The sequence below is a fragment of the Sphingobacterium faecale genome, from assembly GCF_016746095.1.
GTDB lineage: Bacteria > Bacteroidota > Bacteroidia > Sphingobacteriales > Sphingobacteriaceae > Sphingobacterium > Sphingobacterium faecale.
Genome location: NZ_JAERTY010000010.1, coordinates 103,176 through 127,523 on the forward strand (window position 1 = coordinate 103,176; position 24,348 = coordinate 127,523).

General features: G+C 40.8%; 19 protein-coding genes and 1 pseudogene. 5 read left to right on the top strand and 15 right to left on the bottom strand.

Features of this window, described 5'->3' with window-relative positions; all coding sequences use genetic code 11:
* The 3 genes from JKG61_RS17915 to JKG61_RS17925 are packed head-to-tail and all read left to right on the top strand — an operon-like array spanning position 1 to position 2,685.
* The gene (locus JKG61_RS17915) at positions 1-786 is read left to right on the top strand and encodes a DUF4197 domain-containing protein (protein WP_202104332.1); all 786 of its coding nucleotides are present in this window, start codon (positions 1-3) and stop codon (positions 784-786) included.
* A gap of 21 nt (positions 787-807) precedes the next feature.
* Positions 808-2,073: a peptidase T gene (gene pepT / locus JKG61_RS17920; RefSeq protein ID WP_202104333.1), complete on the top strand. Its 1,266-nt coding sequence runs from the start codon at positions 808-810 to the stop codon at positions 2,071-2,073.
* A 42-nt stretch (positions 2,074-2,115) separates the two neighbouring features.
* The gene (locus JKG61_RS17925) at positions 2,116-2,685 is read left to right on the top strand and encodes a nitroreductase family protein (RefSeq protein WP_202104334.1); all 570 of its coding nucleotides are present in this window, start codon (positions 2,116-2,118) and stop codon (positions 2,683-2,685) included.
* 39 nt (positions 2,686-2,724) lie between these two features.
* On the opposite strand, the gene JKG61_RS17930 is transcribed toward JKG61_RS17925, so the two are convergent.
* From JKG61_RS17930 to JKG61_RS17980, 11 genes and pseudogenes are all read right to left on the bottom strand, one after another.
* Positions 2,725-3,375, bottom strand: a complete 651-nt coding sequence (locus JKG61_RS17930; RefSeq protein ID WP_202104335.1) for a hypothetical protein — start codon at positions 3,373-3,375, stop codon at positions 2,725-2,727.
* On the bottom strand, positions 3,365-3,913 hold the full coding sequence (locus tag JKG61_RS17935; protein ID WP_202104336.1) for an RNA polymerase sigma factor: 549 nt from the start codon (positions 3,911-3,913) through the stop codon (positions 3,365-3,367). The genes JKG61_RS17930 and JKG61_RS17935 overlap by 11 nt, the downstream gene beginning before the upstream one ends.
* Before the next feature lie 96 nt (positions 3,914-4,009).
* On the bottom strand, positions 4,010-5,263 hold the full coding sequence (locus JKG61_RS17940) for a YeiH family protein (protein WP_202104337.1): 1,254 nt from the start codon (positions 5,261-5,263) through the stop codon (positions 4,010-4,012).
* A gap of 3 nt (positions 5,264-5,266) precedes the next feature.
* Positions 5,267-6,184 (bottom strand): epimerase, encoded by a 918-nt coding sequence (locus JKG61_RS17945; RefSeq protein WP_202104338.1) that lies wholly within the window; start codon positions 6,182-6,184, stop codon positions 5,267-5,269.
* Positions 6,181-7,647 (bottom strand): phytoene desaturase family protein, encoded by a 1,467-nt coding sequence (locus tag JKG61_RS17950; RefSeq protein ID WP_202104339.1) that lies wholly within the window; start codon positions 7,645-7,647, stop codon positions 6,181-6,183. Before JKG61_RS17950 ends, JKG61_RS17945 begins: the two co-directional genes overlap by 4 nt.
* Positions 7,648-7,789: 142 nt before the next feature.
* Positions 7,790-10,381, bottom strand: a complete 2,592-nt coding sequence (locus tag JKG61_RS17955; RefSeq protein ID WP_202104340.1) for a TonB-dependent receptor — start codon at positions 10,379-10,381, stop codon at positions 7,790-7,792.
* A gap of 401 nt (positions 10,382-10,782) precedes the next feature.
* A complete protein-coding gene (locus JKG61_RS17960) occupies positions 10,783-12,567 on the bottom strand; it encodes an acyl-CoA dehydrogenase family protein (protein WP_202104341.1) in 1,785 nt (594 codons plus the stop codon).
* Positions 12,568-12,685: 118 nt separating this feature from the next.
* Positions 12,686-13,861 (bottom strand): acetyl-CoA C-acyltransferase, encoded by a 1,176-nt coding sequence (locus tag JKG61_RS17965; protein ID WP_202104342.1) that lies wholly within the window; start codon positions 13,859-13,861, stop codon positions 12,686-12,688.
* A 27-nt stretch (positions 13,862-13,888) separates the two neighbouring features.
* A pseudogene (locus tag JKG61_RS23355) lies at positions 13,889-14,053 on the bottom strand (four helix bundle protein); the annotation flags it as partial.
* Positions 14,054-14,089: 36 nt separating this feature from the next.
* Positions 14,090-16,516 carry a 3-hydroxyacyl-CoA dehydrogenase/enoyl-CoA hydratase family protein gene (locus JKG61_RS17975; RefSeq protein WP_202104344.1) on the bottom strand — a complete coding sequence of 809 codons (2,427 nt, stop codon included), beginning with the start codon at positions 16,514-16,516 and terminating at the stop codon, positions 14,090-14,092.
* Positions 16,517-16,606: 90 nt separating this feature from the next.
* The gene (locus JKG61_RS17980) at positions 16,607-17,062 is read right to left on the bottom strand and encodes a MarR family winged helix-turn-helix transcriptional regulator (protein ID WP_202104345.1); all 456 of its coding nucleotides are present in this window, start codon (positions 17,060-17,062) and stop codon (positions 16,607-16,609) included.
* Positions 17,063-17,341: 279 nt separating this feature from the next.
* Here JKG61_RS17980 and JKG61_RS17985 point away from each other — a divergent pair, with 279 nt between their 5' ends.
* Positions 17,342-18,304 carry an isopenicillin N synthase family dioxygenase gene (locus JKG61_RS17985; RefSeq protein ID WP_202104346.1) on the top strand — a complete coding sequence of 321 codons (963 nt, stop codon included), beginning with the start codon at positions 17,342-17,344 and terminating at the stop codon, positions 18,302-18,304.
* Between the two features lie 67 nt (positions 18,305-18,371).
* On the opposite strand, the gene JKG61_RS17990 is transcribed toward JKG61_RS17985, so the two are convergent.
* The 4 genes from JKG61_RS17990 to JKG61_RS18005 all read right to left on the bottom strand — a co-directional run bounded on the left by JKG61_RS17990 (position 18,372) and on the right by JKG61_RS18005 (position 21,493).
* On the bottom strand, positions 18,372-19,142 hold the full coding sequence (locus JKG61_RS17990; protein ID WP_202104347.1) for a porin family protein: 771 nt from the start codon (positions 19,140-19,142) through the stop codon (positions 18,372-18,374).
* Between the two features lie 26 nt (positions 19,143-19,168).
* On the bottom strand, positions 19,169-20,302 hold the full coding sequence (locus tag JKG61_RS17995) for a PCMD domain-containing protein (RefSeq protein WP_202104348.1): 1,134 nt from the start codon (positions 20,300-20,302) through the stop codon (positions 19,169-19,171).
* Between the two features lie 240 nt (positions 20,303-20,542).
* Positions 20,543-20,908: an MmcQ/YjbR family DNA-binding protein gene (locus JKG61_RS18000; RefSeq protein ID WP_202104349.1), complete on the bottom strand. Its 366-nt coding sequence runs from the start codon at positions 20,906-20,908 to the stop codon at positions 20,543-20,545.
* A gap of 18 nt (positions 20,909-20,926) precedes the next feature.
* Complete coding sequence (locus JKG61_RS18005) at positions 20,927-21,493, bottom strand: thioredoxin family protein (RefSeq protein WP_202104350.1); 567 nt, start codon at positions 21,491-21,493, stop codon at positions 20,927-20,929.
* A 154-nt stretch (positions 21,494-21,647) separates the two neighbouring features.
* Here JKG61_RS18005 and JKG61_RS18010 point away from each other — a divergent pair, with 154 nt between their 5' ends.
* A complete protein-coding gene (locus JKG61_RS18010; RefSeq protein ID WP_202104351.1) occupies positions 21,648-24,347 on the top strand; it encodes an outer membrane beta-barrel protein in 2,700 nt (899 codons plus the stop codon).
* Position 24,348 lies beyond the last annotated feature (1 nt).

Below are 24,348 nucleotides of genomic sequence, written 5' to 3' on the forward strand. Positions count from 1 at the left end.
ATGAAAACGAGAAATATGCTAGCCTTGAGCTTGATTTCTATCCCTCTTTTTTGGGGGATAGAAGCCTCGGGGCAAACGAAAAAACCACTATCTTCACTAGGGCGCATTTTGGGTACCAAGTCTGCCTCCACCACCAAACAGTCAAACACGACCAACACTATAACGCAGACTGAAGCGATTACTGGAATAAAACAAGCATTAAGCAACGGTCTTACGAATAGTATAAATACCCTCTCGGTCAAAGACGGTTTTCTAGGAAATGCAGCTGTAAAGGTTTTAATGCCAAAGGAAGCACAACAAATAGAAAAAACATTACGCTCCCTAGGCATGGGCAGTCTTTGCGACAAATTTGTAGTTAGTTTGAACAGAGCTGCCGAGTCGGCGGTGAAAGAGGCTGCCCCGGTATTTGTCAATGCTTTATCCCAAATGACAGTCACCGACGCATTTAATATCCTACTAGGATCCGAACAAGATGCAGCGACTTCATTTTTCAAGCGTACAACTTCAGCAGCGCTTACCGCAAAGTTCAGCCCTATTGTCGAATCGGCTCTAGGCAAAAACAACGTCAGTGGCTACTGGACACAACTAACATCGGCTTACAATAATCTACCTCTCTCCCGTGAAAAAGTCGATACCGATCTTAATGCATATGTAACCCAAAGGGCTATAGAAGGTTTGTTTGTACAGATTGCCTCCGAAGAAATCAAAATCAGACAAAATATGGTAGGATCAAGAAACTCAAATATTTTAAATGATGTATTTGGGTGGGTAGACAAGCAAAAATAGATAGATATCAAACATTAATATATGGATCATTCAACTATAAACACAATAAAAAACTTCAAAGTTGCAGACCACTTTATACGTTACGTACAGATAGACACGCAGTCCGACGCGAGCTCCGCTACTTTTCCTTCCACTTCCAAACAACTTAACTTAAGCAAGCTCTTGGTCGAAGAGCTCTTAGCTATCGGAATAAAGGATGCCCAGCTGGATGAGAATGGCTATGTATACGGTACCATCCCTTCAAACACCGACAAAAATGTTCCTGTGATCTGTTTTTGTTCGCACGTAGATACTTCTCCTGATTGTTCTGGCCAAGACGTTAAACCGGTAATACATCATAACTATCAAGGTCAAGATCTTGTCTTACCAGATGATAATAGTGTCGTTATCAGGTATAACGAACACAAAGATTTGGCCGAACAAATAGGTAATGATATCATCACGGCATCAGGAACTACTCTTTTAGGAGCAGACGATAAAGCCGGTGTCGCCGAGATTATGGAAGCCGCAAGATTGTTAATAGCGAATCCGCAGATCAAACACGGAGATATCAAAATTCTCTTTACACCAGACGAAGAAATCGGTCGTGGAGTTGATTTTGTTAATTTAAAACACCTAGGCGCACAGTTTGCCTATACGATGGACGGCGAGAAAGCTGGTACTATAGAAGATGAGACCTTCTCTGCTGACGCAGCAAAAGTGACGATACATGGTGTATCCGTACATCCTGGATTTGCAAAAAACAAAATGCAGAGTGCGATTAAGATTGCAGCCAAGATCATTGAAACCTTACCTGCTGACCGACTGTCCCCGGAAAGCACTTCTGGCAAACAAGGATTCGTACACCCTACCAATGTATCAGGTACAGTAGAGAAAGCAACGATAGATTTTATCGTGAGAGATCACCTCACCAGCAATCTTCAACAGCATGAAGCAGAACTAGAAAAGATCGTACAAGAAGTAGTCTCCCAATACCCCGGTTGTACCTACACTTTTGACACCAAAGAACAGTACAGAAACATGAAAGAAATTTTAGATCAGTACCCACAAATCATGGAAATCGGTCTAGAAGCAATAGGACGTGCCGGCATGAAGGCAGAAAAACGCAGTATACGAGGTGGTACAGATGGTTCTAGACTATCTTTTATGGGATTACCTTGTCCAAATGTATTCGCTGGAGGGCATGCTTTCCACGGAAAAATGGAATGGGTCAGTATACAAGACATGGAAAAAGCAGTCAAAACTATCTTACATATCGCAGCATTGTGGGAAGAGAAATCAAATTAATTTAAAATTATCTCGTTTATAAAACGTTAACTAATAAATATCATGAAGAAAACAAACGATGTCTTAGATGCAATCCACTTTAGAAGAACAGTAAATCAAAATAGTTTTACATCGGAAGAAGTAAGTAGAGAAGACATTCTGACTATATTGGAAGCAGCAAATGCAGCTCCAACTCACAAACGTACCCAACCATGGCGATATGTAATATTCAGAAAAGAAGGACTACAACGGTTAGGCACTGAACTGGCACGAATTTATAAGTCCATTACACCTACGGAGAAATATACCGAGATAACGGAGCAAAACATGGCAAAAAAGGCTACTATGTCTAATGTCGCCATAGCTATTGTTGTAAACTATACGGGAGACGTCCCAGAATGGGAAGAGCTCGCCGCTACAGCATGCTCTGTAGAAAACCTGTGGTTAGCCGCTCACTCTTTAAATATTGGAGGATACTGGGCAACTCCAGGGTTAATCAATCATCTTGGCGGATTCCTAAATCTGGAAGAGAACCAAAAATGTATTGGCATCTTCTACTTAGGACATCATCAGGCAGAAACACGTGAGCCTGTACGAACACCGATCGAAGACAAAATCCGTTGGGAAGAATAAAAAGAAAAAGAGCAAAGACTATCCGTCTTTGCTCTTTTATTACATCTTCAATCGGTGTAAGTCGATACGGATCTCTACTTCCCCTCCTCGCCATTTCGGTCCATTCTCCAACAAATCCACCAGTTCAGCATAGGGTTTTAAATCTTTGTTGCCGTCAATGGATAACTGATATGGTCTTCCCTTTTCATCAATTTTAAAACGAACTAAAACCTCGCCTTCTCGATGAGATACCCCCCTATAATCATGGGACAAATAAAGTTCGTACTTGCTCCATCCAATCATTGGCTCTCCATCAAATTGTCCCGTATTGCCCACTGTAATGGAGAACACTTGATCTTGCATTACTTCGACCTCGGCTAAGTTTGACTTGGGCTGTGGAAAATAGCGTAACAAGAAAAGTGTACAGACAGCTACAAACATAACCGCAGCCGTAGCACCTATTGCCAGACGCTGCCAACTATAAAATCGTCTATTCTTGCCAATAGATTGTTCTGCTATCCGTGTAGTCAACCGCTGTTGCAGTAAGCTCAATTGTTTAGCGTCCACGCCTTCCTGCAACTTATAGCCGTCAATAGCATCCTGTAGAAATGGATCATCCAGCGCCTCCCGCTCTAGTACATACATTTCGTCACGGCTCATTAAACCATTTACGTAGTTATGAATTCGCGATAATTGATACTTATTTTCCATTTCCTTTACTTTCCATACAGATCTTCAGATTGCGTTTGCCATTCTGAATAGCACTCTTGACCTTATTCAAATCATACCCTGTCCCATCAGCGATGTCTTTATAACACATCTGCTCCAAATAGAATAAGCGTACGCACTCTCTTTGTTCAACATTCAATTTTTGTAAACAGGAATCCAATTTGTCAAAATCGTCATCTTCCCACCTAAATTCTTCCTTCTGCACCAATCTCTGTTCGCTCTCAAAAAGATTGTCGTCGATATCTAAATGTATAGCCCGCTTATCTTTCCTCAATTGCATAAGACAAAAATTTCTGGCATATACATGTAACCAACTTTTGAAATTATCGACTTCGTGTAATCGAAGCTTAGCGATCAGTTCTTCAAAAATATGCATTACAGCATCCTGGCTACGGTCGGCGTCTTGTAGATACTTGAAACAAACCCCATAAAGAAGAGACATATAAGGCGTATACAGTCTCCCCAGAACATCTAAGTTTCCGGAAGTCTTATACTCCTGAAGCAACTCCTTTTCATTCATTCTTCGTTGTTTACTATACTAAAGATGCTTTAAGGCACATAATTCCATAAACAAAATATCAAAGCAAAAAGATCTCTATATTAAAGTGTCCCCAATTTATCGGAACAACAACAGGGCAATCACCAATGTTACGAGGACGTTAAAAGTCTGCGCAATAAGAAATGCATACAGTGGTTTTTTGTTCTCCTGCTTGAATAGATCTTTAAAGTTGGTTTCTAAACCAATGGAGGTAAATGCTAATGCAAACCACAGTCCCTGAAGGCTTTTTAAACTGCCTTTAATCATTTCATTGGTCTCACTTGATACAACAAACGAAAAAAGCAGCGAAGCAAAAACAAATCCAAGAACAAACTTTGGAAAGCGTTCCCATATCACCTTTAAAGTAGGCTTCTCCCGCATTGTCTCCTCGTCTACCGATTTCGAATAGGTCCAATAAATACTAATAAAAAATGCCGCGATCCCCAACAAGACATTTTGTGAGAATTTCACAATAGTACTTACTTTTAACGCTTCGTCGCCGACTAAAGTCCCAGAAGCGGCGACAGCACCAGAAGTATCTATAGAACCGCCCAACCAAGCTCCAGTAACTGCCTGAGAAAGCCCCATCTTATCAGCGAGATAAGGCATAAATATCATCATAGGTATAGCTGTGATAAGCACCAAAGAAATCACATAAGACAATTTCTTGTTATCTCCTTTGATTGCCCCAGAGGTTGCAATAGCCGCTGACACACCACAAATCGATACGGCACTGGACAACATCAACGACATTTCCTTGTCGATTTTCAGTTTCTTACATACCCAGAAGGCGAAGTACCAGACAGAAACAACGACAACAAGCGCTTGGATAAGTCCACGGGATCCAGCCTCCAATATATCACCAAATATAACGGTTGTCCCTAAAAGGATAAGACCAATCTTAACATATAATTCGGTACTTAGAGCATTTTTAAACCACTCCGGAAGATTAAAAAAATTGCTGATAACAAGACCTATCCCCAAACTGAAGATAACGGCCTCTAAATTATAATCTTTAACAAAAGAGTTGCCAGCAAGAACAACAGCAATAATTGTTAAAAAATAAACTGTCGGAAACACAAACAGCAAGGCTTTAACGTCTTTCTTCAGCAGCCAAGCTCCGATTATAGCGACGCTATACACCATAGTAAACTGACAGAGCACAGCAAATACATTTTCAGAAGAGAAAACTTTACTTTCTAGTTCTCCGAAATTGGTCCACGTAAAACTAGGCACAGGAACAATCAGTCCAGATAGAGCTAAAAATGTAATAGCTAAGCCAAGTATAACCACGACCCAGTCTTCTGTAAATGTAATTTTTTTTGACAACATAGTTTAAGTTGATTTTATAAGTTGCGCCAAGGCGCTGTGAAGATAGTTATATTTGAATTTAAAACCATCTTCTATTGTCTGTTTTGTCGTAGCGGGAACCGTTTGCAACAGTAGACTCACATCAACACCTTTCAAAAAAGAACCTACATAGGCCATAAAAACAGGCACGGGCAGTCCCAAGGAAATCTTAGCCTCTTCTCTAAATACCCGCATAAAATCCTTATTGCTCCTAGTATCCGAGCTACAAGCATGGTATACTGGCGCAGGCTCTTCCAACTCTGCAACCCACTTTACCATTTGAACAAAATCATGTTCATGAATCCAACTGACCATCTGCTTTCCGTCCCCTACTTTTCCGCCCAATCCCATCTTCACCAAAGGATACAATTCGGCGAACATTCCTGAACCCTTGCTTAAAACGGGACTGATGCGCAATATCACCTTTCGCGTATTCTGTAATGGAATATCTACAAAAGCAGCCTCCCATTCTTGCGCCAAAACACTTAGAAAATCGATTCCATAATCTGTGCTATCCTCTGCATGCAAAGTCTCTTTCCCACCGAAAATTGAAATACCAGAGAAATTGATCCATAACCGAGGAGGTCGCTTTAGAGATCGAAGGGCTTCACCCAAAAGCTTGGTCGGGACGACCCTGGAATTGGTCAAAGCCTGTTGATTCTCTTTTGTAAAACGACATTGTATACTTTTTCCACAAAGGTTAATCAGTGTATCTGTGTCCTCTAATTCTCCCACCCAATCACCGAGCGTCTCTCCATCCCAATAAACATAGTCAACCTTTTCCATTGCCTTATCCACTTTACTCCGGGAAAAGACTACAACTTTCATCCCAGCTTTTATAAATAGCTCAGCCAACAACCTTCCCAGGTGGCCACTGCCTCCTGCCAACACTACTTTTTTCATGCATTTCCTCCTCTTAAAAAATTAAGTTTCAAATCTTGCTCTTTGATTCCGTAATGATCTTTTAATGCAATCTTTGCTGCCGCATAACCACACATTCCATGTACTCCACCACCAGGAGGCGTAGCCGATGAACAGATATAGGTGGATGGATCAGAGGTCCTATAGGGTGTCAATGAGCGGATCGGACGCGTATACAACTGTCTTATATCCATTAATCCTCCATTAATATCTCCTCCAACATAATTAGGGTTATAGCGTTCCATATCCATAGCATTCATCGAAGAACGAGCTATAACTGTGTCTTTAAATCCTGGCGCAAAACGCTCGATCTGCGCCTCAATAACCTCTGTTCTATCGACCTCTACCCCATTAGGAACGTGACAATATGCCCATCCGGTATGCTTACCCTCAGGAGCTCGCGTGCGATCAAAAGAACTCTGCTGTGCAAATAAAACAAAAGGATCTGTCAATAGCTTGCCGCGATGTGTCATCTTTTCATAATGTGCTATCTCTTCGTAGGTATTTCCGAGGTGTACCGTTGCAGCTTGATTACATTCACTATTTATAAACGGCGTAGGATCAGAAAGAGCCCAATCTATTTTAAACACTCCCATACCTTGTCTATACTTTTCCAACTGTCTTTTATAGGTCTTTGCCCATTCTATTCCTTTCAATCCCAGCAATTGTTGTGGCGTGAGATCCAACAATAAAACCCTATGGTGGGGTATATCACGTACATCTTCTACCCAACAATCACACTGTATTGTACCGCCGAGAGAAAGATAATAACTGTTTAAAGCATCTGCTATAGATTGAGACCCTCCCACCGGAATTGGCCAGCCATAGCGATTTCCAACCGCCATCAATACCATGCCGATCGCCGATGTCCCCCAATTGGACAGCGGCTGTATACCGTGTGCAGCCATTCCTCCGAATAGAGCTCTCCCTGTTATCGTCTTAAAACGATGTACCAACCAATCGGCAGGCATAAGACCATCCAGCCCAAAACCCATCATCTGACCAGGATGCTCCGGAAAACGCAAAGGCCCCATGATATCCAACGACAAAGTTTCCCATTGCTCCACAACAGGCTCAATAAGATCTTTATATTTTTTGCCGTCAGTACCAAGAAGGGCGGCAGTTTCATCCACAGATTTACATAGGCGTGCTACCTCTCCATTTTTCAACGGATGCGCTGCCGCATATGGAGCCTGAACAAAGTGCAATCCGTGCTCTTCCAACGGCAAAGAACGCAAAAAGGGAGAGGCCATCGCCATAGGATGTATCGCAGAACAGACGTCATGTCGGTAACCCGGTAACGTCAATTCCTTTGTACGCATTCCGCCGCCAATAGTGTCAGCACCCTCCATAATCAGCGTACTTAAACCTTGCTGTTGCAAAGTAATTGCCGCAGCAAAACCATTCGGACCAGAACCAATTACTATTGCATCGTATGTAGTCATACTAAAATATAAAGTACAGCTAAGTTACTTACTTTAACGCAAAGACCACCCGAACAGCACATATAGTTACAACTTACATAAAAAATGAGTATTCGGGAGATGGAGATTTCTCCCGAACTACTCGATATAGAGAGATGGTCAGTTACTTTAAATTATAGCGCAGTGTAACGCCATAGGTCAGCGGATCTCCTACTATGCCTGCGTATTGTCCAAAATTACCAGGAGCCGCCAACAATTGCTCATAGTAATCCTTGTCTGTTAAATTGCGGCTCCAGATAATTGCGGTTATTCCGTTAACGGATCGAAACCCTACACGTGCATTTAACAGACTATAGGCATCAATATTCAGATATGCAGAAGGCGAAGGGCTAGAAGAAAACTGAGAGCGATGAAAAAGCTCTGTACCTATAAAATAATTCCCTTGTAGGCCGATTAAATCCCCTTTGGTCGTTACTTCAGCTCCAAAGAACCAAGACCATTTTGAAATCCCTGGGAGCACTCCTCCTGAGATATCCTTAAATGCTTCTGCCCCGCCCACTTCTTCTAGAGGAACAGGTGCATTTTTAAAGGAAATATACTTACCATCCGTATAGGCAAGAGATCCGTTTAACCGTAAAAAGCTCCAGGGCCTAATACTACCCTCTAATTCCAATCCCTGTACGCGTACCTTCTCAGCATTCGCCAAATAGCCTCTATTCACGCCCGGATCAGGTGTTTGCACCAGGGTCTGATAATCCTTGATTTGGGTCTTATACAGCGTAATATTCAGAAAGGAATTTTTAGCAGGGCTTGTTTTCATTCCAAACTCCAAATGATTGACCGATTCAGGTTTTACTTCGGCCAGTTCTGTAGCAACCTGACCATCGACAACAGGCAAACCACCTACGTTAACTCCAATAGGTTTGTAGCTTCTCGAGTAGATCACATAGCTATTATAACTAGGATTAAATTTATACTGCAAAGACAGCTGACCGGATAGATTAGCGGCGTCCGTATCGATATCAAACTGTTGATCAGAATATATACTATTGATGGCACTTAATTGCTGAGGAGTATAGTCAATGGTATTCTCTATATACTTCTTTCGATCATAATCTGCGACCTTTTTATCATAGTTGTACCGTAATCCAGGCAAGATGTGCAACTTTGGCGTTATTGCCCAATCTATTTGAGAAAACACAGCCAGGCTCTTGCTTTTTATTCCGTACCTTGTCCTTATCCCTACCCTATCGATTAATCCCGGTGCCCATTGAGTTTGCCCCTCATTACCTTGTTGAAAACGCCATAGCGCATCCCCAGCCTCCTCGGTATGTACAGGATCCGTTCGTAAGTCTTGCCAAAGACCAAATAACCCTATGACACCACTTACCTTATCATTAAGCTGTCCTGCATATCTAAACTCCTGTGACCATTGATCGTGTATCGAATTACCAGAAGAAATCGTGTAAACCGGAATTCCTAAATAATCTCTGTCATTCAATGGCACCCAATTCCAATAACGCCATGCAGAAGTCGACGTAAGTGTACCATTGCCAATTTTATATTCTACATTCAGAGAGCTCCCGCCCAACTCATTGTCTGCACGAGATCTCGTGTCTAAATCAACTTTCCGTTCAAAGGCGCTGTTATAAGGAATTCTGTAATCCAGATCCTCTATTATTTTATTGAACTGCCTATATGCCGAGCGCTCATTCTCAACAACCCCTGCTACCCCCCATCCATACCCATCAGGTCGTTGCCTACTAACATCTCCAGCAAGAGATATCTTTAAGTTATTCGTTGGCGTAAATAGTAATTGCCCCCGGACTCCTAGATTATTTTGATCATTGATCTTTTTATCGGACGCAACATTATAAAAAATTCCGTCGCGTTGGGTTCCAGAAAAGGATATCCGTGCAGCGAGTCTATCCTTAATCAGTGGTCCTGTCAAAGAAGACCTAGCCTGTATGTACCCATGGTTACCATAACTCAATTCAAAATTTGCACCAGCTGCAAACTCTGGCAAACGGGAAGTAATGTTGAATGCTCCTGAAGTTGTATTTTTTCCAAAAAGCGTTCCCTGCGGTCCACGCAATACTTCTACCTGTTCAATATCAATAAAGTCTAGCCAGGTAGCGGCAGGACGTGCTAGGTACACACCATCCAAATAGAATCCGACTCCCGGATCTATACCATCATTGGTAAGGCCATAAGTAGAACCCAGCCCCCTGATATTCAGCGTCGTATTTCTTGCGTTAGAAGAATACAACTGTACTGTCGGGACTATTTCTTTGATTCGGTTCACATTAAATGCGCCAGCATCTTCAATAGCGCCTGACCGGACAACAGAAATCGGAAGAGGAATATCCTGTATCCGTTCAGTACGTCTTCGCGATGTTACCAAAACCTGCTCCAGTGTAGTGTAGGTAGGAAACAATTCGACCACTATCGGAGAATTCTCTACAATTACTCTACGTGTTTGATAACCGATATAAGAGACTATAATCGTGAGGGGAAGCCGTTGCCCAGTCACAAATTGAAAACGGCCATCCCTATCTGTTTTAACTTGATGTGTCACCGCTTCCAACTGAACTGTAACTCCAGTGATAGGCATTTTTGTCAATGCATCTACAACGGTGCCCAAGAGTGAGGCATTTATGATCGGTTTAGTTTCCTGCTGTGCATACCCATCTTTAGAAACTGTAATAAGTACTAAAAGGAAAAAGTAAATTGGGTGGAACCCTATTTTTTTCATATTTTTAATTGTTTAGTAGTGAAAACGACAAGTGCCAACGCCAATTGAAAACTTGTTTCATTAGTAAATAAGAGGGGAAGCATTGCTTCCCCAATTTGTTAATATATAGGGAGAGAAATTTAAACACACATTCGCATGCGACATAACGGAGTGCTGTAACCAGAAAAGCGGTTTCTTGTTTTTGAGATTTCTAATCTCTGCATGTAGACCTGTTTCATCGTAGTGGAAGATAAGTTATTTAAAAAGTATTTCTACCGTTGCCAACGCCAATTGAGTACGATATAACACAAATATAAAAACAAAAAACAAAAAGTCTACTAATCAAGTAGATTTTATTTAGAAAAATAAAAAGAAGGCCCGTGCAATCGTACGGGCCTTCTTTTCAATAAAATAAGTTTCGCTTAGAAGCAATATTTATTCTCTTCGATCAGCTTGCGTGCAATACGCTGGCGAGCTTCCTTCACATTGAAAGGTTGTGCTTTTGTAAAACGTCGCAAACCAACCAACATCATATTCAACTCATCCCCTTCTCCAAAAGAGTAAAGCGCCTCTTTACCTGCAACATTTACTTTTTCTATAGCCGAATACAGGTATACACGAGCCATATCCGTTTGTAGACTTGTTGCCTCTTCACCCAATGTATAGTACAATTTTTCAGTTCTTAATAAGACAGACTCCGCTACATATACATAACCTATAATATCTGCTATATTCATCAGTATCTCCTGCTCTTTAGAAAGTGACATCATCAACTTCTGCACAGCCGCCCCTGCTACCATTAATCCCGCTTTCTTCAGATTAGCGATAATTTTCTTCTCCGCCGCAAAAGGCGCTGTATCCTCATCTGCAAAATCAGGAATAGCCATCAATTCGCCCACGACAGCCTGAGCAGGCCCCATTAAATCCAGCTCTCCTTTCATGGCACGCTTTAACAACATATCGACAACTAACAGGCGATTAACCTCATTCGTACCTTCAAAAATACGATTGATACGAGAATCCCGATACGCACGTTCCATAGGGGCCTCGGCCGAATACCCCATACCACCGTAAATCTGCACGCCCTCATCGACAACATAATCCAGCATCTCTGAACACCACACTTTGATGATAGCACACTCTATCGCAAACTGTTCTACAGATTTTAATTTTGCTTTGGCCTCATCCATACCTCCAGCTATCAATGCTTCATAAGCATCATCAATATTCTGTCCAGCCCGATAAGCTGCCGATTCCGTTGCAAACAAACGAATAGCAGATTCCGCCAGTTTGTAGCGGATTGCTCCAAACTTAGAGATAGGCAGATTGAATTGCACACGTTCATTCGCATAATTGACTGCTGTCGAAATTACAGCACGAGCAGAACCAATCGTAGCAGCCCCTAGCTTGATACGTCCAATATTCAATATATTCACGGCGATCTTGAATCCATTCTCGCGCTCCGAAAGCATATTTTCAACAGGCACAGCACAATCATTAAAGAAAATCTGCCGTGTAGAAGATCCTTTTATCCCTAATTTGTGTTCTTCAGGATTCATGGTAATACCACCAAAATCTTTCTCTACGATAAATGCCGTCAAGTTTTTGTCATCTCCAATTTTGGCAAACACAATATAGATATCTGCAAAACCTCCATTGGTAATCCACATCTTTTGACCATTGATCAAATAATGGGTGCCATCTGCATTTAATTTGGCAGAAGTACGTCCTGAATTGGCATCCGAACCTGAATTCGGTTCTGTCAAACAATAAGCAGCCTTCCACTCACCAGTCGCCAATTTCGGTATATATTTAGCCTTTTGTTCGGCATTTCCATAATATAAAATAGGCAATGTACCAATTCCCGTATGAGCAGATAACGCTACCGCGAAAGAAAAACCTCCACCTACCGCATCAGCGACCAGCATAGACGTGTTAAAGTCTTTACCAAAACCTCCGTATTCCTCAGGGATAGACACCCCCAGCATCCCCAATTCGCCAGCCTTATCCATCAATTGTTGCATCAGACCTTCTTCCTGAGCATCTATTCTATCGAGTTTATTCAAGACCTCGGTATCCAGGAAATCGAGACAGGTCTGACGAATCATCTTCGCTTCTTCATCAAATTCTTCTGGAATGAATACTTCGTTATAGGGTGTTTCCTTGATTACAAACTCTCCACCTTTGATTGCTATTTTATTTGTCATTTTATGTAAGATTAAGGAGCAAAGAATAAAGACTCTTTTAGTTCTCTTTTACTTTGCTTCTATGGTTTTTAAAAATGTTGTTCTTTATTCCTTACTCTCTGTTCTTTTCTCTTTGCTCCTAGTCCATCATTTCAAATATCCCTGCAGCACCCTGACCGGTACCCACACACATCGTTACCATACCGTACTTTTTACCACGACGCTTCAACTCATTGAGAACCTGCACTGTCAGTTTTGCACCTGTACATCCTAACGGATGCCCTAGCGCAATAGCACCACCATTTACATTGACCTTCTCTTCATCCAATCCCAGTGTCCGGATAACAGCCAACGACTGCGATGCAAATGCCTCGTTCAACTCAATAAGATCAATGTCTTCTTTTTTCAACCCAGCCTGTGCTAATGCCTTTGGAATAGCCTCAATAGGACCTATTCCCATGATACGTGGAGGTACACCTGCTACAGCATAAGAAATCAACTTAGCAATTGGCTTCAAACCAAGTTCCTTCATTTTACGCTCAGACATTACCATCACAAAAGCCGCCCCATCGGATGTCTGTGAAGAGTTACCCGCTGTCACCATGCCATCTGCCGCAAACACCGGTCTCAATTTGCTCAACGCTTCTATTGTCGTATCTCCACGAGGTCCCTCATCCGTATCAACGACATATTCACGTGTAGCCATCTTACCATCTTTAACATAGTTCTCTTTGATTGTAATCGGCACCACTCCGTCTTTAAGATGTCCATTTTTAATGGCTTCAATAGCTTTTTGGTGAGACTTCAAAGCAAATGCATCTTGATCAGCACGCGATACCTTATACTCCTGAGCCACGGCCTCTGCTGTCAGGCCCATGCCCCAATACCAGTCTGCATGGTCTTTTGCAACTTTCGGGTTAGGCACGATCTTCCAACCACCAAAGGGCATACCAGACATCACTTCAGCCCCTCCGGCAATAATAATATCAGCCATTCCCGCTTTGATCCTAGATGTGGCGGTTGCAATCGTATCCAATCCAGAAGCACAATAACGGTTGACCGTTACCCCAGGCACCTTGTCCGTGTCCAATCCCATTAACGAGATAAAACGTCCCATGTTCATCCCTTGTTCTGCTTCTGGCATCGCATTCCCTACGATGACATCATCAATTTCTTCTTTATTTAAATGAGGAATCGAACCTACCAAGTGCTTGATAACCTCGGCGGCTAGATCATCTGCCCGCATAAAGCGAAAACCACCTCTAGGCGCTTTGCCTACGGCTGTACGATATCCTGCTACAATGTATGCTTCCATATTTTTTTAGTATTAAGTAGTTAGATATTAGTATTGAGATTTCAGCTTCTGCTGAAAAACGTAATTCATTTTCTGCAATTCCGCAATCTTATCTAACATCGCTTCTAAATTATCATCTAATAAATAACCTAAGTTTTTTGATAGGATTAACTGTATTTTGACCTCATATATAGACACATGCGCTATCGCTAGAAATTGTCTAAATACGAAGTACTAAATACTTCTAATCTAATTCCGCAACGCCTTTCCTTTCGTCAACATATGCTGAATCCGCTCTAAGGTCTTTCGTTCGGCACAGAGCTCCAAAAATGCTTTACGTTCCAAGTCCAACAAATACTGTTCAGATACTTCAGTAGGAGCTGAAAGATCACCTCCACACATCACCCATCCCAGCTTTTCCGATATTTTCTTGTCATGATCAGAAATATAATTGCCAGCTCTCATCGAAGAAGCACCAACATAGACAATACCTAAGCCCTGATTGCCCAAAACTTTAATATCGTGGCGCGGTGCAGGCTGTACATAACCAGCATCTGCCAATTCGATAGCTTTCGCTTTGGCATCAGCTAATAATCGAGTCCGATTCATCGTAATGGCATACTTACCTTCTTGCAAATAACCAAGCTCATAAGCCTCCACAGCGGACGTAGAAACTTTTGCCTGCCCTATCGTCAGAAACTTATCTTTTAATGTATTTTGCGTAATCTGATCCTCTTTAAATTCGTCCGAAGCACGTAACGCAAACTCTTTAGAGCCACCTCCACCGGGGATCACTCCAACACCAAACTCCACTAACCCCATATAGGTCTCCGCATGTAACTGTACAAAATCGGCATGCATAGAAAACTCACATCCACCACCCAGTGCCAATTGGAACGGTGCCACAACAACAGGGATAGCAGAGTAGCGTATACGCATAGATGTGTTTTGGAACATACGTACGGCCATATTTAACTCATCATAATCCTGTTCTACAGCCATCATAAAAATCATTCCGATATTGGCTCCTGCCGAGAAGTTCTTTCCATCATTAGAAATCACCAGACCACGATAATCCTTCTCTGCAATATCTATCGCCTTATTGATACCCTGAATCACATCCCCCCCGACAGTATTCATCTTTGTATGGAACTCACAGTTGATAATACCATCGCCAAGATCTATAATGGATACACCAGAGTTCTTCCAGATGGTCTTTGTCTCCCGGATATGATCCAGCACGATAAGATCCTCGGTCCCTGGTATCGCTTTATAAGACTTGGAATTTATATCATAATACTGACGGACGCCATTTTCTATTTTATAGAAAGACTCACATCCCGCAGCTAGCATATCGTGTACCCACTGCGCTACTTCACCACGCTGCCCTGGAAGCCGCTTTTCTTCTTTTTTAATCTTCTCTAATGTCTCCCTTACGCCTAGAGCATCCCATACTTCGAACGGACCGATTTCCCAACCAAATCCAGCGCGCATCGCATCATCGATACGGAAAAAATCATCCGTAATCTCAGGCACTCTATTAGAAACATATTCAAACAAAGGATAATGCATAGCTCGGAACAACTCTCCAGCCTTATCCGTTCCCTGCTCATATACCTTCATCCGCTTACGAATATCTTCGACCTGTTTGGTTGCTTCCAATGTAGCAGACTTCACCTTTGACTGAGAACCATATTCCAGCGTTTTAAGATTCAGAGATAATATTTCAGAGGTTCCATCTGCTCCTTTTACTTTTTCATAAAATCCTTTTTTCGTCTTTTCACCCAACCACTTATTAGACACCATCTGTGTAATGAAACCAGGCAAAGTAAACACGCCTTTAGCTTCGTCGTCAGGTGCATTCTGATCAAGACCGTTAGCCACATTAACCAATGTGTCCAACCCGACGACATCAGCAGTACGGAAAGTTGCAGATTTAGGGTGCCCCATCGCTGGACCTGTATATTTATCCACTTCTTCTACAGTCAATCCCAATTGGTCCACAAGATGAGTCAACGCTAACATAGAGTAGACACCAATACGATTGCCTATAAATGCAGGCGTATCCTTACACAGCACGACGGTTTTACCCAACATTTTATCACCATAGTGCACTAGAAAGTCAACGACATCCCGCTTAGTATGAGGGGTGGGTATAATCTCCAAAAGCTGTAGATAGCGAGGTGGATTGAAGAAGTGCGTCCCACAAAAATGAGCAATAAAATCATCTGACCGGCCTTCTGTCATCAAATGAATGGGGATACCAGAAGTATTAGAAGTAATCAATGTCCTTGGCTTACGGAACTGTTCGACCTTATCAAAAACGGACTTCTTAATATCCAATCGCTCGACCACAACTTCTATAATCCAGTCTACATCAGCAATCTTGGACATATCATCTTCAAAATTTCCGGTACTTATCCGTTTAGCAAAAGACTTGCTAAACAAGGGCGCGGGATTGGACTTGATCGCCGTATCAAGTGATACGTTTACGATACGGTTACGTACCGCCGAATCCGTCAACTGAAGTCCTTTTGCTTCTTCTATAGAAATTAATTCTTTCGGTGGAATATCCAACAACAATACTTCCACGCCTATATTGGCAAAATGACAGGCAATACGAGACCCCATCACTCCGGACCCCAATACGGCTACCTTTTTAATGTTTCTGTTCATATGTAAATACATTTTTCCGTTTATAACTTTAAGCCACTCTACCTAGAAATGTCCCACATCTATCTTTGTAAAATCGCTTATCTCAACACCTTATTTCAGTTCCAACACATTCATCGGTTCAGCCTCATAATCACCAGCTAGATCATTCACCTTAGCAAGCATCTTGATCAACTGTACCCGCTCCTTCTCCGTGAGCTGAGCCTCCAAGTATTCATTGAAGCCACGTACAACACTCTTCGCTACCCTGCGCTTCTCTACACCAAGTGGGGTTAAGTAAACCTTTACAGACCGCTTATCTGTCGTACTTGTTTCCCTATAGATAAAACCAAGCGCCTCTAGGTTATTTAACACCCGAGACAGGGAAGTGGTTTTCACTCCTGTAGAATTTGCTATTTGAGAAACAGGAGTACCATCTTTATGGATATTAATCAATATATATCCAGCAGCCTGCGTAAAACCATGTTGTGAAGCAATATTATTATATTTGTTCGCAACGGTCTGCCATGCAGCTTTTAAAAAATAATCAATTGTATTATCTTGGTTCATTGTTGATTTTTGTGACCTACCTGCATTTTATTATGCAAGCATAACAAATCTAATAGTTTAACTTGTATATTCCAAATACTTATAAAAAAATATAACATCCGCACAAGGCAGTATAACAACCTGTCTTAAAACCTCTTATTCTTAACGAACCAAGCAAAAAAAGTATTTCCCAGAAGACAACACTTAATTAGATGCAGCCAATAGCCATCATTTATAATAGGGTATAAATGGAATCATAAAACTTTTATTTAGGTTTGTATCAGGTTTAAAAAAAATAATATGGCACTCGTAAACATTCCACGTCTAGACTTGCAGCACTATACCCTGGGCAATGTCGACCAACGCAAACAGTTTGTTCAGGATATTGGCAAAGCATTTAACGAAACAGGCTTCGTTACCATTGCAAATCATGGATTAAGTGAGGAATTAATATCCGAATTATATCAAACAGTAAAGGCATTCTTTGACCTTCCTCAGGAGACCAAGGACAAATATGAATTCCCAGAACTTGCCGGACAGCGAGGCTACACAACAAAAGGTAGAGAAAAAGCCAAGGATTCCAAAACGCCAGATCTAAAAGAGTTTTGGCAACGCGGACAGACTATTGTTGGAGAAGAGTATTCCAAAAAGGACTTTCCTGATAATCCACTCGTAGAAGAGCTGCCTAGATTTGAAACTGTTACTGCTGAGATCTACAAAAAACTAGAGAATGCCGGCCGTAATCTATTGAAAGCCATCGCAACTTATCTCGATCTTGACGAAGATTATTTTGAAAAGCATGTTATCAATGGCAACTCTATACTGAGGGCAATCCACTACTTTCCCATCGAAAATCCGGAATCATTAGTACCCGATGCCGTACGTGCCGGTGCACATGAGGACATCAATCTTATCACTCTACTGATAGGAGCATCCGCAGATGGATTAGAAGTACTGACAAAAGATGGAGAATGGTTTCCAATAAAGGCCAAGGGAGAGGACATTGTAGTCAACGTGGGCGACATGCTACAGAGACTGACCAACAACAAGTTGAAATCCACAACCCACCGTGTCGTAAATCCCCCCTTAGAATTGATGAAGACGTCCCGTTATTCCGTACCTTTCTTTTTGCATCCTAAAGCTCAAATGAGCCTGGCATCCTTAGGTTCTTGTATAGACGAAGCCCATCCTAAAGTATATGAGGATTATACGGCCGGACAATACCTAGACGAACGTCTGCGCGAAATTGGTTTGAAGATGTAATCCCTATAAATAAAAAAGGTCTGTTGTTTTATTACAACAGACCTTTTTATTTCAAGACAGCTATATTTTAAAACCTATAACCAAATCCAACATTAAGATATATATTGTGCATACTAAAATCAATAGATGAAAAATCTTTTTCAAAAATATTATTGAAACCGTAAGTAACATCACTTAATAGTTTAAAATGTTTGTTCATTTTCCACTCAGCGCCTAACTGCGTACCCCATTGAAACTTACGCACATTTTCAGAAAAATCATAAGCGGCCTGACTTCCATCTTCAAACGTGACTTTTGTCCCTGTTGGCGTATCCTGTCTCAAATACCCGTCAGACACGTATCCGTCAAATGTATTATCCAACAAAGATGAAAAATAGAGACCTCCATAAAGATTCCAATCGTCTGTCAATTTGTAAACAGCTAATACAGGAACAGTAAGGTAAGTATTACTGACATTCGTCTCCACACTACCTGTATAGTATCCCCTAACCTTTGAATTATCTTTGACAATTTCAGTAAGATAATTCTTCACCTTTGCCTTTGTCTTCATGCCCTTTTCTTCAAACCGAAGCCCCACACGCACGCCCCACTTTTCGTCCACCCACTTCGTAGCATTAGCCTCCAATCCAAATTTAAAACCAGGATTAAAACTATCTATTTTACGGATTGTATTGGGGAAACCCAAAGGAGAACTACCTCCAATACTAAAATGAGCCTGCACCCCATAATCCATATTCGTATTAAAAAAATTTGAATTTTTATCTTCTACACGTTCCTGTGCCTGTGCACTAGTAGCAATTGTCAAGAAAACTGTTACTATATATAATATTCTATTCATTGAGAATCCTTTTACTGCGTTTATGATTATTTCGTTTGATCTACAACTAACTCTACTTCATCAATATACAACGTACTACCAACAGCACCATTGAACAAGTCTCCCTCTTTACTAGAACTGAATACAATGGTATATAAATACTCTTTAGCTGGGTCAAAAGATTTTCCATTGACAAAAGAAAAAGGTATCTCAAAAAAAGTCCATTCGTTGGTTTCGATTTGTTCTTTATTGCCTATACGAGCTACACTAACCATTCTAGCGTCTTTAAATCCGTGTGAACCTGTCAGATAATCTTTACCATCAATCGATTTCTCGAATAAAATAGCATAGGCATCCCAAGTATCTTTCATTAGTGTGGATGGTGGAGTATTAACAGCAAATTTTTCTCCCGCTTTGTATTTAAAAAAGCCCTTTAAAGCCACCGGTGCTTTTTTAGCATTATAAGGAAGACCAAATCGTGTCGATTCGATTGTAGGGCTCGCTAACCTAAATTCGCCAACAAACAGATTACCCGCAGCCAATGGTGACCCAAAGAGTCCTCCTAAAGGACCTGTACTCTTTGTAATCATCTTAACACCTTTTCCTATATACCCATCTGTCGTTTGGGCTGTCGGATAAATGCTTGGTTCAAGTTTTTCTCCAGGCTCTAAAAGAGTTGCAGCCAACATATTATATCCCTGATTAGCCGTAGCCCAGTCATATTTTTTTTGATTAGTTGTTGTTAATTCAAAAAACTGGTGATAAAATCCCTTTGGATTTTTAGCTTCCACGACCTCGGCATTCTCAAATGTTGAATAAAAATCAGCTACGTCATCGATAATAAAAGAAACTGTATAAGTTTTACTCCAAACCCCATCTTGCGAAGTAACCTTATATTGCTTAGGTGCAAAAAAATCTTGCTCAGTTCCACTGGCCGGTTCAATAGTGGCCCCTCCCGTCAGCGTAAATTCCGGTGCCTGCAAGTAGCTTCCAGAAAACCGCTTAAGTCTAAAGATAACTCTATCATCCCCAATAGAGGGCTTTACCTGCAAAATCTGATCACCGTGAGGAATTGAAGCAGTTTCAATATCCGCTTCCGTGTTAAGTGCTTCATCTTTAATACAACCACTCATAAAAAGGGTAGTTACGGCAGTTAATAATACTATAATTCTATACTTCATACTTATTGAGTTTGTTAATTAACTATAGGCTGAGCTTACATTCCTACTGGTTTCAGGTGTTCAAAAAAAGCTAAATATCCCAATTTATCTTGCTTTTCTTCCATTCTTATTTGCTCCAGCAGTAGAGTCACCATAGCCATTTGCTAAACGCACAAAGGTATAATAATCCAAATCCTGAGCATCAATAAAACCACGATTGTTATTAAATCTTTACATTACCTTGTTTAATGTATGATAATATCAGATGACGCTCTTAATTTCTTCGCGTACCTTTTTGGGCAAACTATCAAAGACAAGCTGATAACTGTGGTCGACCAATTCAAACAATACGGTATCAGACAATTCCCGATTGGCATATACCGTGTTCCAATGCTTCTTGTTCATATGGTATCCAGGAAATACCGTGTTGTCATAGCCTTCTCTAAGCTCTACCGCATATTCTGGATCACATTTCACATTAAAGCTTAATTGATCCACCTGATCCAATCCGACCAACAAAAAAACTTTGCCTGCGACTTTAAACACCAGTGTATCCGGCCCAAAGGGAGCCTCTTCGTAAACGGCCTTTTGGTTTAAACAATATTCCCGCAGTTCTTCGATATGCATTTTTGAACTTATTAAATGTTAATTTTTCTCCACTACGCTCAATAATGCGACCAGCTCTTGCTGCAGCTCTACCCCTTTGTCAGAATTGTACCATGTTTGAAAATAAGTCTTGATATCTTCAAACTCTTTGCCTTCAGCTTTCATTTCATCAAAGATTTGTTGGAGCGCTGCAGGCCTAGGTCCCCAGATCGCCATATCTTCTCCCAGCTCATTTCTAATAATTAATTTAGGAATAGACTTCCCCCCGTTTGTCAAGTAATTCTCGATCAGAAAAGGTTCGGAATCCCGCAATTGGATATCCAAGACGATATTAGGATTATCCTTGATCAAAGTATGAATTTGAGGAACACTATGTGCCGCATCACCGCACCAGGGCTCTGTTATCAAAATCCAAGTCTGCTTTTGGGTAGATGCAGAGAAAAAAGCCCGAGCCTCTTCACTAACTTCAAACTTCTTCAACCAACGGTTCATTCTGGACCAATTGAGCTTTGCATAATTAAGATATTCAGGATCGCTATAAGTAGGATAGTTTGATGGATTAGTCAATACATCTTCAAAATAGTTCAAATAAGCTTCGAAAGTCATATGTGTATATTATTAATTTTAGAGTAATGGTAGTCATATACATCACAAAAATAGGTATAATACCTCAACAAAATAGTCATCAAAATGTTGCAATCCATTTAACATTATTTAATAATTGTTCGCTCTATCTTTGGTCAATCTTTAAACCGATTGAATGAAAAGATTTATATTCAGTATTCTTATATTGGTTGCTTCCAACTTAGTTTATGGGCAACACGCATTATCTGGCAGAGTTATAGACAAAGCCGATAGCAGGCCGCTCACCAATGCATCTATCGTATTACTTGATCAGGACTCTATCATGCAACAGTTCACAAGGGCAGATGAAGATGGAAAATTTTCATTCAAGAGCTTGAGAGACTCCTCTTATCTGCTTATTGTATCCTACCCAAAATTTGAACTGATCTCTAAAAAAATAAAAGTAGGAGGCTCCAACTCAACACTTGCACCCATCGCTTTGAGCTCACAGGCTAATTTGATTGAGGAAGTGGTTATCCAACAACGCCTACCCATCCGTATCAAGGGCGATACATTGGAATACGATGCTAATAGTTTTGAAACAGAAAAAAATGCGAAACTAGAAGACTTATTAAGACGCCTCCCTGGTTTATCCGTTTCTGGTGACGGGAAAATAACAGCAAATGGAAAGTCAGTCTCCAAAGTATTAATCGATGGAGAAGAGTTCTTTGGTTATGATCCAAAAATCGCTATCCGCAATATCCGCGCGGATGCTGTCGACAAAGTACAGGTATACGAGAAAAAATCTAAAGAAGCCGAATTAACAGGAATAGATGATGGTGTACGTGAGGTCACTGTCAATGCGGTATTAAAAGAAGAAGCCCGCAAAGGTATTTTTGGCAATGCCGAAGTCCTTGCAGGAAGCAATGAACTGTACACTGCCAGTCTATTCGCTGCAAAATTCAATAAAACGGAGCGCATAGGAGTAACCGCTAACACCAACAATATGGGGGGTGGAATGGGACGTGAGGGGGGCTTGCGAACGAACAGCCAGATCACTGGAAATCCACTTAGCACATCCGTAGGAGCTAACTATGAGAACCAGTTCTTTCAGCGTAAAGTCAATTTTAATGGAAATTACAACTTCAACACGAACAGCAATAGCAATGAACGTCAATCCTTTAACAAACAGCTATTAGCCGAAAATGTAATTGAAGAATCAGAGAGTAAATCTAAGACTGCGAACTCGTCGGATGCTCATGGTGTACGATCTGAAATAAGATATAGAATAGACTCAACATCTAATATGGAGATCAACCTAGGTGCCAACTTTACCAATAACTATAGCAGTAGCGAATCCAACAACTATACGACCCAAAACGGAGAAGCTTTCAGTAGAATGGGAGACACAACGACAACAAACGGCCAGACTCATTCTAACGATATACGAATCAACTATAGAAAACGGTTAAACAAAAAAGGAAGCTCATTAAATCTACATTTCAATAACAGTTATAACAAAAGTAATTCCGAGAGTATCGTCAACCAGATCGCGATGTATCATGTAAAAGGAGACACTACTTATATAAACCAAAATAGGCACAATAATAATAACGGGAACAACATCTCTGGGCAGATTCAGTATTCAGATCGTATTTCGAATAAGCTCAACTATTCACTTGGCTATAATATTAGCAATTCTACTAATGAAACGCTATTAAATGCATTCGAACAGGGTAACAACACTGCTCCGATTTTAGATTCCTTATATTCCCAGGATCAAAGAACGATTAATACCAGCCATGGAGCGGTTGCCAATCTTAACTACTTTTCAGAAAAGCTTTCGGTCAGCCTCTCTAACCGTACAAATTTTAGGGATCAATCCTTAACCGATGGTTATAGAAATATTAATCTAGACCGTACATTTTGGGATAACGATGTTAACATGAATGCAAACTACAGGGTTTCAAATAGAAAGAATATTGGAGTATCTTATCAAAACAACTTCAATATCCCTACGTTTGCGCAGTTACAACGACTACAGCCTCAAACCAACCCTTTATTCAAACAAGAAGGAAACCCAGATTTAAAACGATCAAACAATAACTCTTTCCGACTAAACTACCACACTATGAGCCTATTAAAAGGGACTAGCTGGAACCTAAACGCGGATATTTCGTTTACTACAGACCCTATCGTAAACCAAAGAGTAATAGACACTTTAACAGGTGTGACCACTAGTTCGTACATTAATGTTACGGGAAAATCAAGTTGGCGCGCAGGAATGAACAGCAACTTTAATAAGCCTGTATTTGACAAAAAAACACAATTCAATATTTTTAGTGGGCTCAACTACAACAATGGCTTCAGCTATATTAAATATGGAGATGACATTAAAACACAACAATATCAGCTTAACAATGAGCAGACCACTAGTCTCTCCACAGGCATCGGTCTTAATGAACAAGATTCTAAAGGTTTAGATTATGATTTCAATTGGAGAATCAGTGCGGACAATCAAAGAAATAGTTTACAAAAGAGCTATAACTACACGAGTTTTAATATGGCCGGTTCTGGATATTTCAAATATTTCTTACCTAAAAAATTTAACGTCAGTAGCAATGTGAACTATTCACTGGAAGGACCTACCAAATTCTATAATAAAAGCTTGCATCAATTCTATGTCAATGCCGAAATCAGCAAAAAACTATTGAGTAATGAAAGTCTTACAGCTAGCATAAAGGGATTTGATATATTTAATACCTATAACAACATCAATAGGTCTTCATCAGAAACCGGTTTCAATGAATCTACCCAGCAAATACTAACACGTTATATATTGGTAGGCCTAAAATGGGACTTCAATAAGAACTTGGGTAAGAAAAAAGAAGGATAGT

Bases quoted from the DNA above. Each gene is read 5' to 3' on its own strand.
- JKG61_RS17955 (WP_202104340.1), bottom strand. From the start codon at position 10,381: ATGAAAAAAATAGGGTTCCACCCAATTTACTTTTTCCTTTTAGTACTT.
- JKG61_RS17960 (WP_202104341.1), bottom strand. From the start codon at position 12,567: ATGACAAATAAAATAGCAATCAAAGGTGGAGAGTTTGTAATCAAGGAA.
- JKG61_RS17925 (WP_202104334.1), top strand. From the start codon at position 2,116: ATGAAGAAAACAAACGATGTCTTAGATGCAATCCACTTTAGAAGAACA.
- JKG61_RS17965 (WP_202104342.1), bottom strand. From the start codon at position 13,861: ATGGAAGCATACATTGTAGCAGGATATCGTACAGCCGTAGGCAAAGCG.
- JKG61_RS17990 (WP_202104347.1), bottom strand. From the start codon at position 19,142: ATGAATAGAATATTATATATAGTAACAGTTTTCTTGACAATTGCTACT.
- JKG61_RS17950 (WP_202104339.1), bottom strand. From the start codon at position 7,647: ATGACTACATACGATGCAATAGTAATTGGTTCTGGTCCGAATGGTTTT.
- JKG61_RS17985 (WP_202104346.1), top strand. From the start codon at position 17,342: ATGGCACTCGTAAACATTCCACGTCTAGACTTGCAGCACTATACCCTG.
- JKG61_RS17975 (WP_202104344.1), bottom strand. From the start codon at position 16,516: ATGAACAGAAACATTAAAAAGGTAGCCGTATTGGGGTCCGGAGTGATG.
- pepT (WP_202104333.1), top strand. From the start codon at position 808: ATGGATCATTCAACTATAAACACAATAAAAAACTTCAAAGTTGCAGAC.
- JKG61_RS17945 (WP_202104338.1), bottom strand. From the start codon at position 6,184: ATGAAAAAAGTAGTGTTGGCAGGAGGCAGTGGCCACCTGGGAAGGTTG.
- JKG61_RS17930 (WP_202104335.1), bottom strand. From the start codon at position 3,375: ATGGAAAATAAGTATCAATTATCGCGAATTCATAACTACGTAAATGGT.
- JKG61_RS17995 (WP_202104348.1), bottom strand. From the start codon at position 20,302: ATGAAGTATAGAATTATAGTATTATTAACTGCCGTAACTACCCTTTTT.
- JKG61_RS17935 (WP_202104336.1), bottom strand. From the start codon at position 3,913: ATGAATGAAAAGGAGTTGCTTCAGGAGTATAAGACTTCCGGAAACTTA.
- JKG61_RS18005 (WP_202104350.1), bottom strand. From the start codon at position 21,493: ATGACTTTCGAAGCTTATTTGAACTATTTTGAAGATGTATTGACTAAT.
- JKG61_RS18000 (WP_202104349.1), bottom strand. From the start codon at position 20,908: ATGCATATCGAAGAACTGCGGGAATATTGTTTAAACCAAAAGGCCGTT.
- JKG61_RS18010 (WP_202104351.1), top strand. From the start codon at position 21,648: ATGAAAAGATTTATATTCAGTATTCTTATATTGGTTGCTTCCAACTTA.
- JKG61_RS17940 (WP_202104337.1), bottom strand. From the start codon at position 5,263: ATGTTGTCAAAAAAAATTACATTTACAGAAGACTGGGTCGTGGTTATA.
- JKG61_RS17980 (WP_202104345.1), bottom strand. From the start codon at position 17,062: ATGAACCAAGATAATACAATTGATTATTTTTTAAAAGCTGCATGGCAG.
- JKG61_RS17915 (WP_202104332.1), top strand. From the start codon at position 1: ATGAAAACGAGAAATATGCTAGCCTTGAGCTTGATTTCTATCCCTCTT.